This window comes from Myxococcus sp. CA056 (genome assembly GCF_013336715.1).
Lineage (GTDB): Bacteria > Myxococcota > Myxococcia > Myxococcales > Myxococcaceae > Myxococcus > Myxococcus llanfairpwllgwyngyllgogerychwyrndrobwllllantysiliogogogochensis.
In genome coordinates this window covers 309266-324680 of the sequence record NZ_JABUMT010000001.1, presented here as the reverse complement: position 1 = coordinate 324680, position 15415 = coordinate 309266, and the positions used below count along the sequence as shown (strand labels likewise).

The 15415-nt window shown below is 69.9% G+C and carries 10 protein-coding genes; 3 read left to right on the top strand and 7 right to left on the bottom strand.

Features of this window, described 5'->3' with window-relative positions; all coding sequences use genetic code 11:
• Positions 1-187 precede the first annotated feature (187 nt).
• The 3 genes from HUA76_RS01340 to HUA76_RS01330 all read left to right on the top strand — a co-directional run bounded on the left by HUA76_RS01340 (position 188) and on the right by HUA76_RS01330 (position 5008).
• The gene (locus HUA76_RS01340; protein ID WP_174454513.1) at positions 188-1171 is read left to right on the top strand and encodes a GIY-YIG nuclease family protein; all 984 of its coding nucleotides are present in this window, start codon (positions 188-190) and stop codon (positions 1169-1171) included.
• A 147-nt stretch (positions 1172-1318) separates the two neighbouring features.
• Positions 1319-3808, top strand: a complete 2490-nt coding sequence (locus HUA76_RS01335) for a heavy metal translocating P-type ATPase (protein WP_174454514.1) — start codon at positions 1319-1321, stop codon at positions 3806-3808.
• Positions 3809-3916: 108 nt separating this feature from the next.
• On the top strand, positions 3917-5008 hold the full coding sequence (locus HUA76_RS01330) for an aromatic ring-hydroxylating dioxygenase subunit alpha (RefSeq protein ID WP_174454515.1): 1092 nt from the start codon (positions 3917-3919) through the stop codon (positions 5006-5008).
• Between the two features lie 272 nt (positions 5009-5280).
• Here the strand turns inward: HUA76_RS01330 and HUA76_RS01325 are convergent, their stop codons facing one another.
• The 7 genes from HUA76_RS01325 to HUA76_RS01295 form a co-directional block, all read right to left on the bottom strand.
• A complete protein-coding gene (locus HUA76_RS01325) occupies positions 5281-6729 on the bottom strand; it encodes a multicopper oxidase family protein (RefSeq protein WP_254613960.1) in 1449 nt (482 codons plus the stop codon).
• Entirely contained in the window at positions 6726-8222 is a 1497-nt protein-coding gene (locus tag HUA76_RS01320; RefSeq protein WP_174459773.1) for a TolC family protein, read from the bottom strand. Before HUA76_RS01320 ends, HUA76_RS01325 begins: the two co-directional genes overlap by 4 nt.
• A complete protein-coding gene (locus tag HUA76_RS01315) occupies positions 8219-8587 on the bottom strand; it encodes a heavy metal-binding domain-containing protein (protein WP_174459643.1) in 369 nt (122 codons plus the stop codon). The genes HUA76_RS01320 and HUA76_RS01315 overlap by 4 nt, the downstream gene beginning before the upstream one ends.
• A gap of 326 nt (positions 8588-8913) precedes the next feature.
• Complete coding sequence (locus HUA76_RS01310; protein WP_174454517.1) at positions 8914-9741, bottom strand: N-acetylmuramoyl-L-alanine amidase; 828 nt, start codon at positions 9739-9741, stop codon at positions 8914-8916.
• A 98-nt stretch (positions 9742-9839) separates the two neighbouring features.
• Positions 9840-12971, bottom strand: coding sequence for an efflux RND transporter permease subunit (locus tag HUA76_RS01305; protein ID WP_174459772.1), 3132 nt, complete (start codon positions 12969-12971; stop codon positions 9840-9842).
• Positions 12961-14154 (bottom strand): efflux RND transporter periplasmic adaptor subunit, encoded by a 1194-nt coding sequence (locus HUA76_RS01300; RefSeq protein WP_174459771.1) that lies wholly within the window; start codon positions 14152-14154, stop codon positions 12961-12963. Before HUA76_RS01300 ends, HUA76_RS01305 begins: the two co-directional genes overlap by 11 nt.
• The gene (locus tag HUA76_RS01295; RefSeq protein ID WP_254613959.1) at positions 14151-15296 is read right to left on the bottom strand and encodes a TolC family protein; all 1146 of its coding nucleotides are present in this window, start codon (positions 15294-15296) and stop codon (positions 14151-14153) included. The genes HUA76_RS01300 and HUA76_RS01295 overlap by 4 nt, the downstream gene beginning before the upstream one ends.
• Between the last annotated feature and the right edge of the window lie 119 nt (positions 15297-15415).

Here is a 15415-nt window from a genome sequence, read left to right as displayed (position 1 = left end):
GCGCTCGCGGCGCGAGAGAAAGCCCTTGCCGAAGTTCCGCCCCCGCCGTTAACTCTTCACAGAGGTGCCGAGGGGCGCCTTCCCGAAAAGACGACGTCACCCTCGTTTCTCCCGGCAGGCCCACAGTTTCCGATGAGTTCCTTCCACGGCCCGTGACACGGGTGGGGCCGCCAACGAGGGACTTTTCATGGGAACCGTCTCACCCGCCGCCGAGCTCCTCTCCCTCCACGAGTGCAAGGTCCGCGCTTCGCTCCTGCTCAAGGAGCTGGGCTCGACAGACTCGGCGCGAGCGACGCGGGCCGCCGAGCGACTGCGGGCGCTGCCTGTCTTCGCGGGACTGCCGCTGGGCGAGGTGCTCGCGCGTCGGGAGTCGGTGCAGCGCAAGCACGTGCTGGCCGTCATCGCTCGGGAGCAGGGGTACGCCACCTGGAGCGAGCTGAAGCACGCGCTGGAGGCTCGGGACGCGCCTCGGGTCGACTTCGAGCGGCTCCTGGAGCGCGTGGGCCCCCACTTCCTCAACCACTGGTTCGCCACGTACGAAGACGCCGTCGCCTCGCTGCGTGTCTCGGGAGGTCATCTCTTCCCCTTCCGTGAGCAGTTCTTCATCTGCCAGTCCGCGGTGTTGACCGCGCTGGGCCTGGACCCTTCCGACGTCGATTGGAAGCTGGCGGGGCCCAACTGGCTGGAGCCGCTGGATGCGCAGGCGCATGCGCGACTGGAGCAACGCCTGCTGAAGCTGTGCGGCGATGACGCCGCCGAAACACTGTCCCCCCCTCACCCAAGGAAGTCCGCCATGTCGTCCACGGATTCGAGCCGAGCGCGACGCTCGGACCTGAAGCGCGAGTACAAGGAGAAGCCCCCGCCGATGGGCGTGTATGCGGTCCGCAATCGCGCCAACGGGAAGGTGCTGGTGGGATCGAGCCTCAATGCCCCCGGCATGCTCAACCGCATCCGCTTCGAGCTGACCAGCGGGATGCCTCGCATCCCCGCGCTCCTGGAGGACTGGAGGCGCGACGGCGCGGACAGCTTCTCCTTCGAGGTGCTCGACGTGCTGGAGCCTCCCAAGGAGCCGGGCGTGGACCTGAAGGCGGAGCTCCAGGTGCTGGAGAACCTCTGGCTGGAGCGCCTGAAGCCCTACGGGGACGCGGGCTACAACGAGCCGCCGAAGTGAGCCAGGGAGCGCTCGGCGGCCCCCTGGCCCGGCGCTGATTCGCCGTCGGTGGACACCTGGGCCACTCGGGGTGCGCATTCTTTCGAAAAGTCACCTGTAAGAGCTGGCCGGGTATCTCGTTGGCCTGGGTGAAAGGAGAGACGCACCATGAACCGCCACTCCCACCCGGGCTCGCATCATCACTCGCATCCGACGCCCCCTCTGCCTCCAGGCGAGGGGACTCACGTGGTCGACCCTGTCTGCGGGATGAAGGTGGACCCCCTGGCTCCCAAGGGCGGCAGCCTGGAGCACGAGGGGCACACCTTCTCCTTCTGCAATCCGAAGTGCCGGGAGCGTTTCCGCGCGGACCCGGCGCGTTTCCTCGCGCCTCCCGCCGAGAAGCAGGAGGAGCCGCCCGCCGCGCCGGGGACGATGTACGTGTGCCCGATGGACCCGGAGGTGCGTCAGGACCACCCGGGGGCCTGCCCGAAGTGCGGCATGGCGTTGGAGCCGGAGACGCTCTCCGTCCCGGAGACGCGCGTCGAATACGTGTGCCCCATGCACCCGGAGGTGGTGCGAGACGGGCCGGGGAGCTGCCCCATCTGCGGCATGGCGCTGGAGCCTCGCACCGTGCTGCCCGAGGACGTTCCGGACCCTGAGCTGAAGTCCATGTGGCTGCGCTTCCGTGTCGGCATGGGCCTCACGGTGCCGCTGCTGGTGCTGGCGATGTCGGACATGATTCCGGGACAGCCCGTGCAGCATGCGGTGCCGGCCTCGGTGCTGGCCTGGGCGCAGCTCGTGCTGGCCACGCCCGTGGTGCTGTGGGGCGGCTGGCCCTTCTTCCAGCGCGGCTGGACGTCGGTGCGCAACCGGCACCTCAACATGTTCACGCTCATCGCCCTGGGGACGGGCGCGGCGTATGCCTTCAGCGTCTTCGCCACGCTCTTCCCGCATGTGTTGCCGGAAGGGCTGCGCACGGGACATGGCGGCACGGCGCCCCTCTACTTCGAGGCCGCCGCCGTCATCATCACCCTGGTGGCCCTGGGGCAGGTGTTGGAGTTGCGGGCGCGCCACGCGACGTCGGGTGCGCTGCGCTCGCTCCTGAGCCTGGCGCCGCCGGTGGCTCGGCGGATGCGTGACGACGGGCATGAAGAAGACGTGCCGCTGGCGCATGTGCATCCAGGGGACCGGCTGCGGGTGCGGCCGGGCGAGAAGGTGCCCGTGGACGGTGAGGTGCTCGAGGGCGCCAGCGCGGTGGACGAGTCGATGGTGACGGGCGAGTCGCTCCCGGTGGAGAAGTCCTCGGGCGCGAAGGTGACGGGCGGCACGGTGAATGGGACGGGCTCGCTGGTGATGCGGGCCGAGCGGGTGGGGAAGGACACGCTGCTGTCGCGCATCGTCCAGCGGGTGAGCGAGGCTCAGCGCACCCGCGCGCCGATTCAGCGACTGGCGGACAAGGTGGCTGCGGTCTTCGTGCCGGTGGTCATCGTGGTGGCGGTGGTGACGGCGGTGGTGTGGGGTGTGTGGGGGCCGGAGCCTCGGCTGGCGCATGCGCTGGTCAACGCGGTGGCGGTGCTCATCATCGCGTGCCCGTGCGCGCTGGGTCTGGCCACGCCCATGTCCATCATGGTGGCCACGGGGCGGGGCGCGCAGGCGGGGGTGCTCATCCGTGACGCCGCCGCGCTGGAGCGTCTGGAGGCGGTGGACACGCTGGTGGTGGACAAGACGGGAACGCTCACCGAGGGCAAGCCGCGCCTCGTGTCCGTGATTCCCTCGGAGGGCTTCGACGAGGCGACGCTGTTGCGGTTGGCCGCCAGCCTGGAGCGTGGCAGCGAGCACCCGTTGGCGGAGGCGATTGTGTCCGGTGCGAAGGAGCGCGGCGCGGTGCTGACGGCGGTGGAGGACTTCCGCTCGGACACCGGCAAGGGCGTGGTGGGGCGGGTGGATGGCGTGGAGGTGGCGCTGGGCAACGCGGCGTTGATGACAGCGCGTGGGGTGGAGGCCACGGACCTGACGGCCCGCGCGGAGGCGCTGCGAGGGGAGGGTCAGACGGTGGTGCTGGTGGCGGTGTCGGGGCGCGTGGCGGGGCTGCTCGGCGTGGAGGACCCGGTGAAGGAGTCGACGCCGGAGGCCCTGGCGCTGCTGCGTCAGGAGGGGCTGCGGGTGGTGATGTTGACGGGGGACAGCCGCACCACGGCGGAGGCGGTGGCTCGCCGGCTGGGAATCTCCGAGGTCATCGCGGGGGTGTTGCCGGAGGGGAAGGGGGACGTGGTGAAGCGGCTTCAGAAGGAGGGCCGCGTGGTGGGCATGGCGGGGGACGGGGTCAACGATGCGCCGGCGTTGGCCCAGGCGGATGTGGGCATCGCCATGGGGACGGGCACGGACATCGCGATGGAGAGCGCGGGTGTCACCCTGGTGAAGGGAGACTTGAGGGGCATCGTCCGGGCGCGGCGGCTGAGCCAGGGCTCACTGCGCAACATCCGGCAGAACCTCTTCTTCGCCTTCATCTACAACCTGCTGGGGGTGCCCCTGGCGGCGGGGGTGCTGTACCCCTTCTTCGGCCTGCTCCTGAGCCCCATCTTCGCCAGCGCGGCGATGAGCCTGTCCTCGGTGTCCGTCATCGTCAACGCGCTCCGGCTGCGGCGGCTGAAGCTGTAGGCGGAAGGGGGCCTCCCGTGTGGGTGCCGACTGCTCGGCCCCCGGCGGGAGGCCCGGGCGCTCACGGGAAGGCGTGCACTGGCCGTGCGCGCCATTAGACTGCGTCTCATGAGCTCCCGCGAGGAGGCGCGCACCCCAGGTGCGGCCGCCGGTCACGTCTCCGTCGTTCACCTGCCGAATGCCTGGTTCATCCTCTGTGCGTCGCGAGAGCTGGGCGACAAGCCGCTCGCGCGCACGCTTCAGGGCACGCCGCTCGTCCTCTTCCGGGGCGAGGGCGGCAAGCCCGGCGCGTTGATGGACCGCTGCCCTCACCGCAACGTGCCCCTGTCGCTGGGGCGGGTGAAGGAGGGGCAGCTCCAGTGCGGCTATCACGGTTGGCGCTTCGACACGGGAGGGCAGTGCCGCGCCATTCCGGGCTTCCTAGGCGAGCCCGAGGCCCGCACCCGCTGTGCGACGTCCTATGCGACGCGTGAGCAGGATGGCTTCGTCTGGGTGTACTCCACGCCGGGCGTGGAGCCGACGACGGAGCCGTTCCGTTTCCCACTGCTGGACGCGCGCGAGTACACCACGGTGAGACGCGTGCTGCGTGCGCCGGGCTCGCTGCATGCGACGCTGGAGAACACGCTCGACGTGCCACACACGGCCTACCTGCATGGGGGCCTGTTCCGCACGGAGGAGAAGCGCAACGAGATTGACGTGGTGGTGCGCCGGAGCGCGGACCGGGTGGAGGCCGAGTACATCGGTGAGCCTCGTCCCAGTGGAGTCGTGGGTCGGCTGTTGGCTCCGGGTGGCGGCATGGTGCAGCACTTCGACCGCTTCCTGATGCCGTCCATCGCGCAGGTGGAGTACCGCATCGGCGAGGGCAGCCACATCATCGTGACCTCGGCGATGACGCCCGTGGCGGACTGGGACACGCTGGTCTACGCGGTGGTGACGTTCCGACTGCCGCTGCCGCGTTGGCTGCTTCGCGCGGTGCTGCCGGTGGCCATGCCCGTGGCGCTCCACATCTTCAGCCAGGACGCGCGCATCCTCCGGACGCAGACGGAGAGCATCCGCCGATTCGGAACGGAGACGTATGCGTCCACCGAGATTGACGTGCTCGGGCCCGGCATCCTCCGATTGCTGCGCGCCGCGGAGCGCGAGAAGCCCGGCGCGGTCGGTGATGCCGTGCATGAGACCCGACTGAAGATGCGGACTTGAGGCTGGGCGTCAGCGGGAGGCTTGGCGCGGTGCACGAGTCCCGGCTGAGGATGCGGACCTGTGCGACTGCCCGTCGCCAACCGTGAGAAGCCCGGTACGATCCGCGACGCCGTGCATGGGACGCGACTGAAGCTGCGGAAGTGCGTGGCTTCATGCGGGCCAGGCCCGAACTCGCGGCCAGGCTCAGGTGTGTCGTCAGTCTGATAGGCGCTTTGGTGCGAGGGTTCGCCCAGCCAGTACGAGCCTCGAGCTGGGCGAACCACTGTTGTTGCTCAGCCCTGCCCGAGTCCCGCCGGTGACGCGGGCAGCGCCTTGGGTGGCGCATTCACGTCGATGCCGTCCTGGCGCAGTTCCTCCGTGTTCGCCGCCACCGCCAGCGTGCCGGGCGGGTTGTCGTACCAACCCGGGTCTCCATCGCCGGCAAGCCGCTCGCGCACCTTGAGCACGGTGAACATTCCTCCCATGGTGATGACGTCGTGCTTGCCCCGCGCTCCGCTCATGGGGATGGAGTTGGCGGGCACCGGCATGCCCATCTCCACCATGTCGCCCATGCCCGTCTGCCCCATGGTCATGTAGCCCGGCAGCAACGTGCGCACCTTCGCGTCGAGCCCACCCGGCTTCACGCCGATGAGGTTGGGCAGGTCATGGCCCATCTGGTTCATCAGGTGGTGTGTCATGTGGCAGTGCATGGCCCAGTCGCCGGGCGCATCGGCCACGAACTCGACGGTGCGCGTGCTGCCCACCGGGACGAGCACCGTGGTCTCCGGCCACTGCGCGGACTCGGGGATGCGTCCCGCGTCCGTCTCCGTGATTCGGAAGTGGTAGCCGTGCAGGTGGATGGGGTGATGGTCCATCGCGCTCAGGTTGCCCAGGCGGATGCGCACCCGCTCGCCCTGTCGCACCACCAGCGGCTCCGTGCCGGGGAACGCCTTCGCGTTGAACGTGAGCAGGTTGAAGTCCGTCATCTCGTTCGGGTCCGGCCGGCTCGCACCCGGGTCCACGCGCCACTCGTGCAGCATGAGCGCGAAGTCGCGGTCCACGCGTGGGCCCACGGGCCGCCGCGGGTGCATGATGAACAACCCCACCATGCCGAGCGCCATCTGCGTCATCTCGTCATGGTGCGAGTGATACATGCCCGTGCCGGACTGGCGGATGGTGAACTCGTAGCGGAACGTCTCTCCCGGGGCGATGGACTTCTGGTTGAGCCCACCCACGCCGTCCATGCCGTTGGGCAACAGCAGGCCATGCCAGTGCACGGTGGTGGGCGCGGGCAGTCGGTTGGTGACGTAGAAGCGGACGCGGTCGCCTTCCACGACTTCGATGGTGGGCCCGTGCACCTGGCCGTTGTAGCCCCAGCAGTGGACCTTCAGCCCGGGAGCCAGCTCGTGTTCGACCTCCTCGGCCACCATGTGGAAGACCTTCACGCCGTCCACGACCTTCCACGGCAACTTCGAGCCGTTCGGCACGATGACGGGGCGATAGTCCCGGTTCGGCATTCCCGGAGCCAGCCAGTCCCGCCGGCCCGCGCGCGGAGCGGGGGGACGTGGCGCGACTTGCGCCTGCGCGACACCACCTCGGAGCAGCAACGCACCACCCGCGAGCGTGGCGCCGGCCGTCGCCAGCATGCCTCGTCGGGTCATCGCGCCCGGAGCGGTCGTCGTCTCCGTCGTGTCCTCCGCATCCTGCGCGCGGAGAGAGGAATCAGGGGAGAGGGGATTCATGGAGTCGCTCCGTGGCCGTGTGCGGGGGGATGGCCGTTTCCAGAAGGGGGTTCAGTGGGAGGCGAGGACTCAGGAGGGGTCGCCTCCGGTGGACGCTCGGATGCCGGGGGCGTGGCGTTGCTCGGTGCGTCCTGGCGCGAGGCCGTGCCGGGCAGACTGCCGCCGACGAGTTGCTCCAGCTCCGCTCGGGCCATCCAGTAGTCGCGGACGGTCTCGATGAAGGTGCGGTACGCCTCGACCTGGGACTGCTTCGCGTCGAGCAACGCATACAGGCCAATCTGCATCGCGTTGTATTGGAGCTGGGACTGCTCGACGACCTTCTCGCGCAGGGGCAGGACGACGCGCTGGTAGCGCTCGGTGACGCCTCGGAGCGTGAGCAGGCGGGCCCTCGCGGCGCGAACTTCCGAGCGCGCGTTGATGGACAGCTCCGCGAGACGACGCTCGCCTTGGCGATGCTGTGCCTCCAGCCGGGCGATGAGTGCCTGTCGCTGGTCGAAGATGGGCAGCTCCAGCGTGAGCGTGGGCCCGAAGAGTCGCGGACCGTTCGCGTCCCGGTGCGTGTGGAGACCCACGTCGACGCGGCCGAAGAAGCGCGTGCTGCGCGCCAGCTCCAGCGCGTTCCACAGGAGCTCCGACTGCTTGCGCGCGGCGTCGATGTCGAGCCGCTGCCGGATGGCGAGCGACTCCAACCGCTCCAACGACGCCTCCTCCAGGGGCGGTGCCGGGAGCTTCTCGGAGATGGCCCACTGGGTGCGCGGCCCCCACAGGCCCAAGAGGCGGTTGAGCCGCTCCCGGTCTTCCACCAGGGTCAGCTCCTCGCGCGCCAGCTCCAGGCGGGCCTCCTCGGAGGCGGCCTGCTCCGTGACCAGCTCCAGGTCGGTGATGTTGCCCGCGCCGTGTTGGAGCGTGGCCAGCTCGGCGGCGGCCTCGGTGGCCTGGAGGACCATGCGGCGCAGCTCCACGAGCTGCTGCCGCGCCTGGACCTCGCTGAACAGCTTGCGCACCTCCGCGGCGGTGGAGAGCGCTTCGTGCGCGACGCGCAGCGTGTCCGCCATGAACTGCTCCTGGGCCACGCGCTTGCGCAGCGGCAGGGTGAACAGCTCCACGAAGCCCTGCACCAGCGAGAACTCCGTCTCGCTGACACCGTCGTTGGAGAGCGGGAAGCCGATGCTCGCATCGAACGTCGGGTTGCTGAGCAGGCCCGCCTGCACCATGTCGGCCTGGGAGATGCCCAGGTCTTCATAGGTGGATTGCAGGGCGGGATTGTTGAGGAGGGCCACCTCCACCGCGTGGTCGGAGGTGAGGTCGCCCTTCAACAGTCCGTCGAGGTGCCGCGACACCTCCGCGTCCTCGGGCGTGCCCTGGTTCCACCGCGTCTTGCGGCCGATGCGCTCCTCGACGAGCGTGGCGACCTCCGCGTGGCCTTTCTCTTTCTGGATGGAAGCGCAGCCGCCCGCGAACAGCAGCGCGCAGGCGAGGGTGAGCAGTCTCACGGATGGGCTCCGTGTCCTTCATGACCGGGCGCGGCCTTCTTGGCCGGCGCGGTGTCATCGGGCTTCACGGGCGTCAGCTTCATGCCGCACTTGGGGCAGGTTCCGCCCGGCTTGTCGGACTGGACTTCGGGGTGCATCGGGCACGCGTAGACGGTGGTGCCCGCGTCCTCCTTGGCGGGTTTGGGCGCGTCGGAGTGCTGCGGTCGGGAAGGTGGCGTCGCGGCGAGCGCGGTGGGCAGTGAGGCGAGCGGGGACTCGGGCGCATCGGGGCTCGACGGGTCCACGGCGGGAGCGAGCCTCTTGGGCTCGGAAGCACAGGCGGCGAGCGTGATGAGGCTCGCGAGGACACAAAGGAAGGAACGCATGGAAGACCTCGAAGTGGCGCGACGCGGTGGCGCCAGGAATCGCAGCGGTGTTGAGCAAGCTCCAGGCCACGAGGACCGGAGACACAACTCCGCGGACTGACGACGCACGAGAGGCCAGGGAACGCAGGTCCGCGCGGTCCCGGTGTAACCGGGGTCATCACACTGTGATGGCCGCAACCGTGCCTGGTTGTTCACCGGCGCACTTCATGCGGCGCGCGCTTCCGGGGAACAGGCGGGACACCTGCCCGTTTCAAACACGAAGCGCGGGGAGCGTCCCGAAAGGACCCTCGACCCGCGCTTCACCACACCTGCTTCACCGCGTCAGCTCAGGAGATGCCCTTGCGCAGCCGCGACCAGTCGAAGTTGGGGGCCGGGTCGTTCTTGCGGCCCTTGGGCACCGCCACGTCCGCGTGGCCGACGATGTTCTTCATCGGCACGTCGTACTTCTCCTTCAGGTGGCTGGTCAGCTGGGTGAGCGCCTTGTACTGCGCCTCCGTGAAGGGCGTCTTGCCGCTGCCGTCGTTGACGATTTCGATGCCGATGGAGCGCGCGTTGACGTCCGTGGGAACGCCATGCAGCTCGCTCTTGCCCGCGTGCCACGCGCGCTTGTCGTCACCCACGAGCTGATAAATCTTCCCGTCGCGGTCCACCATGTAGTGCGCGGACACGCCACTCTTCGGGTTGCGCATCCACGACAGGTCCGCCTTGCCGTCGTTGGACGCGGTGTGGTGCATGACGATGGTGTCGATGTCCGCGCCGTTGCGGCTGTCGGAGTTGGGCGAGGGCGCGCTGATGACCGCCGGCTTGGTGCCCGGCGTCGTGGGCGTCGTCGGAGTCGTGGGCGTGCCCGCCAGCGCCTTCTTCAGCGCCGCCTGCGTCTGCTCGCCGTAGTAGCCGGTGGTGGGCAGCTTCTTGTCGCCCTGGAACTTCTTCACCGCCGCTTCGGTCTGCGCGCCAAAGGTCCCCGGGCCCGTGTTCACCTGGGCCTTGGTCAGGTAGCCCAGCTTCAACAGCGCGTCCTGGAGCTGTTTTACCTTCGGGCCTGAGTCACCCTTGCGAAGTCCCGCCGGAGGCGCGGTGACGGTCGTCGCCGCCGCTGAAGCCTTGGTGGAGGTGGTACGGGTCGCGGTGGCGGAAGGAAGGCGAACGCTCATGAGAGGCCCCGACGTGTGGAATAGGGGAAAAACACGGGATTGTCGGTGTTCCGGGCCGAAAGTTGCCGGTCCAAGGCCCGGAACACCTTCCCTGTCTCTCAGGACACAGTTGACCTGCGATCGGCCACACGCCGGCTGATGCGCTCTCTCACGCCATGAACAAATGCGTAGAAAGTGGGAAGAACCAGCAGGGTGAAGAGGGTCGAGGTCACCAGTCCGCCCACCATGACGACGGCCAGGGGCCGCTCGATTTCCGTCCCGTGCAGGGGCAGCACGAGCAGGGGAAGCAGGCCGAGGATGGCGGTGGCGGCGGTCATCAGCTTGGGGCGGACGCGACCGAGGCTCGCCTGACGGATGGCCTCGTCGAAGGGCATGCCGCGTGAGAGCAGGTCCTTGGTCTGAGAGACCAGCACGAGGCCGTTCTGCACGGCGATGCCGAACAGGCCGATGAGGCCCACGAGGCTGGAGACGTTCCACGTCTCTCCGGCGATGAGCAGCGCGAGGATTCCGCCGACGAAGGCATCCGGGAGCGTGGCGAGGATGACGAGCGCCTCCGCCACCGAGTCCAGCGCGAGGTACAGCAGGATGAACACCGCGAGGATGGCGACGGCGATGGCCATGGCCAGCGACTGCGCGGCGCGCTGCTGACTCTCCACGCGTCCTCCCACGTCGAGGAAGTACCCGGTGGGGAGCTTCAGCTCCGCGGCCAGCCGCTCGCGCACCTCGGCCGCGGTGCTGCCCAAATCCCTGCCGGACACGCTGGCCTCCACCGCGAGCCGACGGCTGCCGGCCTCGCGCCGCACGCTGCCCGCGCCGAAGGTCTCCTCGATGGTGGCGAGCTGACTCAGGGGAATTCGCGTGCCGTCATGTCCATCCACCAGGAGGTTGCGCAGCGCCTGGAGGTCTCCCCGCTTGTGGTCCGCCAGCCGCAGCACCAGGTCGTGCCGCCGCTGACCCTTCCACACCTGGGAGGACTCCTCGCCCACCAGGCCCACGCGCACCGCGCGGATGACGTCGCCGGGCGTCAGCCCCACCCGCGCCACCGCGGCGCGATTCACGGTGATGCGAAGCTGCGGCAGACCGCTGAGCTTCTCGACGCGCAGGTCCTCCACGCCGTCCACCTTCGCGAGGATGGCGCGGGCCCGCTCTCCCAACGTGGCGAGCGTCTCCAGCTCCGGCCCGAAGATGCGCACGGACAGGTCCGCGGGGCTGCCGCCCAGGCCCTCGTCGATGCGCATGCCCAGCGGCGTGGTGAACAGCGTGGTGACGCCGGGCACGCGCGCCACGGCGACTCGCAGGTCCGCCTCCAGCTTCTCCAGGTTTCTGCCCCGGTCCTTCTTGAGCACGACGAGCACGTCCGACACCGTGTGAGGCATCGGGTCCTCGGTGCGCTCGGCGCGGCCGGTGCGCCGCACGACGTCCTCCACCTCCGGGAAGCCGAGCAGCACGTCCTCCACCAGGTGGTTGAGCCGGTCCACCTCCTCCAGTGACGCCTCGGGCGGCAGCACCGTCTGGAGGAGGAAGGCGCCTTCATCCAGTCGAGGCATGAAGTCGCTGCCCACCGCGAAGGCGAGCCCCAGCGCCGGCACGGTGATGGCGAGCGCCACCAGTCGCACCAGTCCCGCCCTGCGCATGCACGCGTCCAGCATGGGCGCGTACACCGTCTTGATTTTGCGGATGAGCCACACGTCCTCGGGTTGTCCCGGACGCGGGGCCTTGAGCAGCAGCGAGGAGGCCACCGGCACCAGGGTGAGCGCGAGCGCCAGCGACGCGGCGAGGCACGCCACCACGGCGGCGGCGAGGGGCTGGTACATGCGCCCCTCGATGCCCGTCATGGCGAACAGCGGGATGAAGACGGACACGACGATGAGGGTGGCGAAGGCGATGGGACGCCCCACCTCCAGCGACGCGGACAGCGCTTCATCGCGCACGGACTTGCGCCCCGCGCCTTCGCGCAGGTCATGGATGATGTTCTCGGTGACGATGATGGCCGCGTCCACCAGCAGACCCACGGCGATGGCCAGGCCGCCCAGCGTCATGGTGTTGATGCCGATGCCGGCGAGCTTCAGGAGGATTCCCGCCAGCGCCAGCGACAGGGGCAGGGTGAGGGTGACGATGAGCGCGGCGCGCCAGTCTCCCAGCAGCGCGAACAGCACCAGCACCACCAGCAGCGCGCCCAGGAGGATGGCTCGGCTGACACCCCCCAGCGCCTCGTCCACCAGCACCGACTGGTCATAGACGACGCGCAGTTGCACGCCCTTGGGCATCGACTGCTCCAGCTCCTTGATGGCCTCACGCACGCCCGCGGCCACCCGCTGCGTGTCCGCGCCGAACTGCTTGATGACGCGGCAGCTCACCACCTCGCCCTTGAGGCGGTGCGCGATTCCCCGACGCAGCGCGGGGCCTTCGCGCACGTCGGCCACGTCCGCCAGCAACACGGGCGTGCCCGCGCGCAGCGCCACCACCGTGCTGTTCAGGTCCTCCACCGTCTGCGCGCGTCCAATCGCTCGCACCGTCCACTCCATGGGGCCCTGCACCACGAAGCCGCCGGACGCGTTGAGGTTGGCGCCCTCCAGCGCGTGCTCCACCTCGTTGAGGCTGATGCCGCGCGCCACCATCTGGTCGGGGTCCAGCAGCACCTGGAACTGCCGCAGGTAGCCGCCCAGTCGCTCCACGCCCGCGACGCCGGGCACGGCGAGCAGCCGGTTCTTCACCTCGAACTCGGCCAAATCCCTCAGCGCCATGAGGTCCGCCGCGCCGGGCTCCGCTTCGAGGGTGAACTCGAAGACTTCATTGAGCCGGCCGGTGAGGCTGGAGACGAGGGGCGCGTCCGTGCCAGGGGGCAATTCTCCCTGGGCCTGGGCCACGCGCTCGGCGACGTACTGCCGGCTGCGGAAGTAGTCCGCGTCCGGCTCGAACTCCACCGTGACCTGGGTGACGCCCAGCTGCGAGGTGGAGCGGATGCGGCGCACGTCGGGCAGGCCCGCGAGCGCGACCTCCATGGGAATGGCCACCGCCGTCTCCAGCTCCTCCGCGCCCATGGCGGCGTTCTGGACGATGACGTTGAAGATGGGCGCCGACAGGTCCGGGAAGACGTCGCGGCGAAGCCCATGCAGCGCCACCGCGCCGAAGGCGGACAACGCCAGGGCCAGCACCACGGTGAGGCCGGGCCGCGCGAAGGACGTGCGCAGCACGCGCCCCACCAGGGACGACGTGGGCTCAGTGGCCATGTTCGGCACCTCCGCCGGCGGACTTCTCGACTTCCGCCTTGAGGAGGAAGGCGCCGTCCACCACCACCTGCTCACCGACCTTCAGGCCGGAGAGCACCTCCACGTGGTCTCCCAGCGTGCGGCCTCGTCCCACCTCGCGCCGCTCGAAGGAGCCGCGCTCCCCGGTGGGCAGGAATGCCACCCAGCCATTCTCCAGGCGCTGGAGCGAAGCGGCCGGCACGGTGGTGATGGTTCCATCCGGGCTGCCGAGCGGAATGGATGCGGTGGCGGACATGCCCGGCTTGAGCAGGCCCTCGCGGTTCTCCAGCACCAGCCTCACGGGGATGGTGCGCGAGGAGGCGTCCACGCGCTGCCCCACGTGGCCCACCTTCGCGGTGAGCTCCTTGCCCGGGAAGGCGGCGAAGGTGACGCGGGCCTCGGCGTCCTTCTGGATGCGCACCGCGTCGCGCTCGAAGGCGTGGACGATGAGCCACAGCGAGCCCAAATCACCGATGCGGAAGAGGGGATGTTCGGCGTCCGCCATCTGTCCCATCCTCGCATCACGCTCGATGACGGTGCCCTGGATGGGCGAGCGCAGGATGAAGCCCGGCGTGCCCGCGCCCTGACGAAGGTCCCCTTCGCTCGCGCCCAGCGCCGCCAATTCCGCGAGGGCCGCGGCGACCTCCGCATCGGCGCCCGCGGCGTCCACGTCCGCGGCCTGCACGTCCTTCTGCGCGACGATGCGCTCGGCGGCGAGCGCGCGCTTGCGCTCTGCGGTCTGTCTGGCGGAGGCGGCGCGGGCCTTCGCGGACTGGAGGGCGGCGCGGGCCTTGCCCAGCTCGGGGCTGCGCAGCTCGGCCAGCTTCTCGCCTTCCTTCACCTCCTGGCCGGTGGTGACGAAGACGGTGCCCACCCGGGCGGAGATGGGGGAGGCCACCTCCGCGTAGGCGTCCTCGCTGAACATCAGCTCGCCCAGCGCGGTGACGCTTTCTCCTCCGGGACGCGCCGACGCGGGCGCGGTGGTGACGCGCAAGTCACGGAGCATCTCCGGCGCGATGTGGACGTGGGACTCATCGTGTCCCTCGTCATGTCCCTTGGGTTCGGCGCCTTCTTCGTGCGCGTGGTCGTCTTCATGCTCGGGCTTGTCGGACTTGCAGGCGGACAGCACGACGAGGGCGGACAGGAGGAAATGAGAGGGCTTCATGGCAGGGCTCCTGTCTCGACGGCGAGCTGCACGCGGGCGAGCGCGGCCTGGAGGTGACTGTCGAGCAGCGCCACGCGCGTCTCGAGCGTTTCACGGCGGACGAGGAGGAACCCCGCGAGGTCCATCTCCCCGGCTTCATAGGACTTGCGGGCGAGCGACTCGTTCTCGTCCAGCAGTGGCAGGGCATCGCGCGTCAGCACCTCCAGCGCTTGCTGGCGCCGGGTATCGCGGACGCGGGCGGCTTCCACCTGGACATCGCGCGTGCGGCGCGCGGCCTCCAGCAGGGTGCGCAGCCGTCGCACGCGGGCCTCTCCCGTCACCTTCTCTTCCTGACCTCGGGAGAACACGGGCAGTGGCACGCTGAGGGTGCCGAGCCACGCGGACTCGTCCACCTCCTTCTCGTAGCGCACGCCCACGCTCAGGTCCGGCAGCGCCTGGCTGCGTCCCAGTCGAAGCTCCGCCTCGGCCTGGGCGAGCGCCGACTCCAGGGCGCGGATGTCCGCGCGCTCGGAGGAACCCGTGGGCTTCGCCACCGGGAGCGAGGAGAGTTCCTTGAGCGCGCCGCGCACCGCGAGCGGCTCCTGGAGGGGCAACCCGAGCTGTGCGCGCAGCTCGCTCACGAGCGCCTCCTCCTCGCCCTCGGCCACGACCACGGCCGCATGGGCCCGGGCCTGCGCCACGCGCGCCACGTTGACGTCCACCACGGGCACGTCACCCGCCTCGAAGCGCTTGCTCGCGGAGCTGGCCAGGTTTCGCGCGGCCTCCTCCGTTTCGTGCATCAGCCGCGAGAACTCGCGGGCGTAGAGAGCGCGCAGGAACGACGCGGCCACTTCACCGAGCACGCGTCGCTCGGCGTCCTGCTGCTCGGCGCCCTCGCGGGCGAGCCCCGCGCGAGCGGACTCCCGACGCGCGCCCTGCTTGCCACCCAGCTCGAAGGGCTGCGCCAGCCCGAGTGAGAGTTGGAGGCCCCGGGTGCCGTCGTCGAGCCTGCGCGGGCCCACCTCGGCGCTCAGGGTCGGGTTGTCACGCAGCCAGGGCGCGGAGCCCGCGACGGCCCCCTGTGCCTCCGCGACGCGGCCCGCTGCATCCAACAGGGAAGGAGCGCGCTGGCGGGCCAGGGCCAGCGCGTCTTGGAAGGACAACTCAGAAGGTGAAGCGGTGCTGGCGCAGGGCCAGACCAGGGCGGCGGCGAGCCCAAGGGCCGCCGTCGCGGAAGGATTGAACACGGAAGTAGACCTCGCGAAAGGGAAGCGAGCGTCAG

Excerpts from the sequence above, each read along its gene's own strand:
- HUA76_RS01340 (WP_174454513.1), top strand. The coding sequence starts at position 188 with ATGGGAACCGTCTCACCCGCCGCCGAGCTCCTCTCCCTCCACGAGTGC.
- HUA76_RS01335 (WP_174454514.1), top strand. The coding sequence starts at position 1,319 with ATGAACCGCCACTCCCACCCGGGCTCGCATCATCACTCGCATCCGACG.
- HUA76_RS01330 (WP_174454515.1), top strand. The coding sequence starts at position 3,917 with ATGAGCTCCCGCGAGGAGGCGCGCACCCCAGGTGCGGCCGCCGGTCAC.
- HUA76_RS01325 (WP_254613960.1), bottom strand. The coding sequence starts at position 6,729 with ATGAATCCCCTCTCCCCTGATTCCTCTCTCCGCGCGCAGGATGCGGAG.
- HUA76_RS01315 (WP_174459643.1), bottom strand. The coding sequence starts at position 8,587 with ATGCGTTCCTTCCTTTGTGTCCTCGCGAGCCTCATCACGCTCGCCGCC.
- HUA76_RS01310 (WP_174454517.1), bottom strand. The coding sequence starts at position 9,741 with ATGAGCGTTCGCCTTCCTTCCGCCACCGCGACCCGTACCACCTCCACC.
- HUA76_RS01305 (WP_174459772.1), bottom strand. The coding sequence starts at position 12,971 with ATGGCCACTGAGCCCACGTCGTCCCTGGTGGGGCGCGTGCTGCGCACG.
- HUA76_RS01300 (WP_174459771.1), bottom strand. The coding sequence starts at position 14,154 with ATGAAGCCCTCTCATTTCCTCCTGTCCGCCCTCGTCGTGCTGTCCGCC.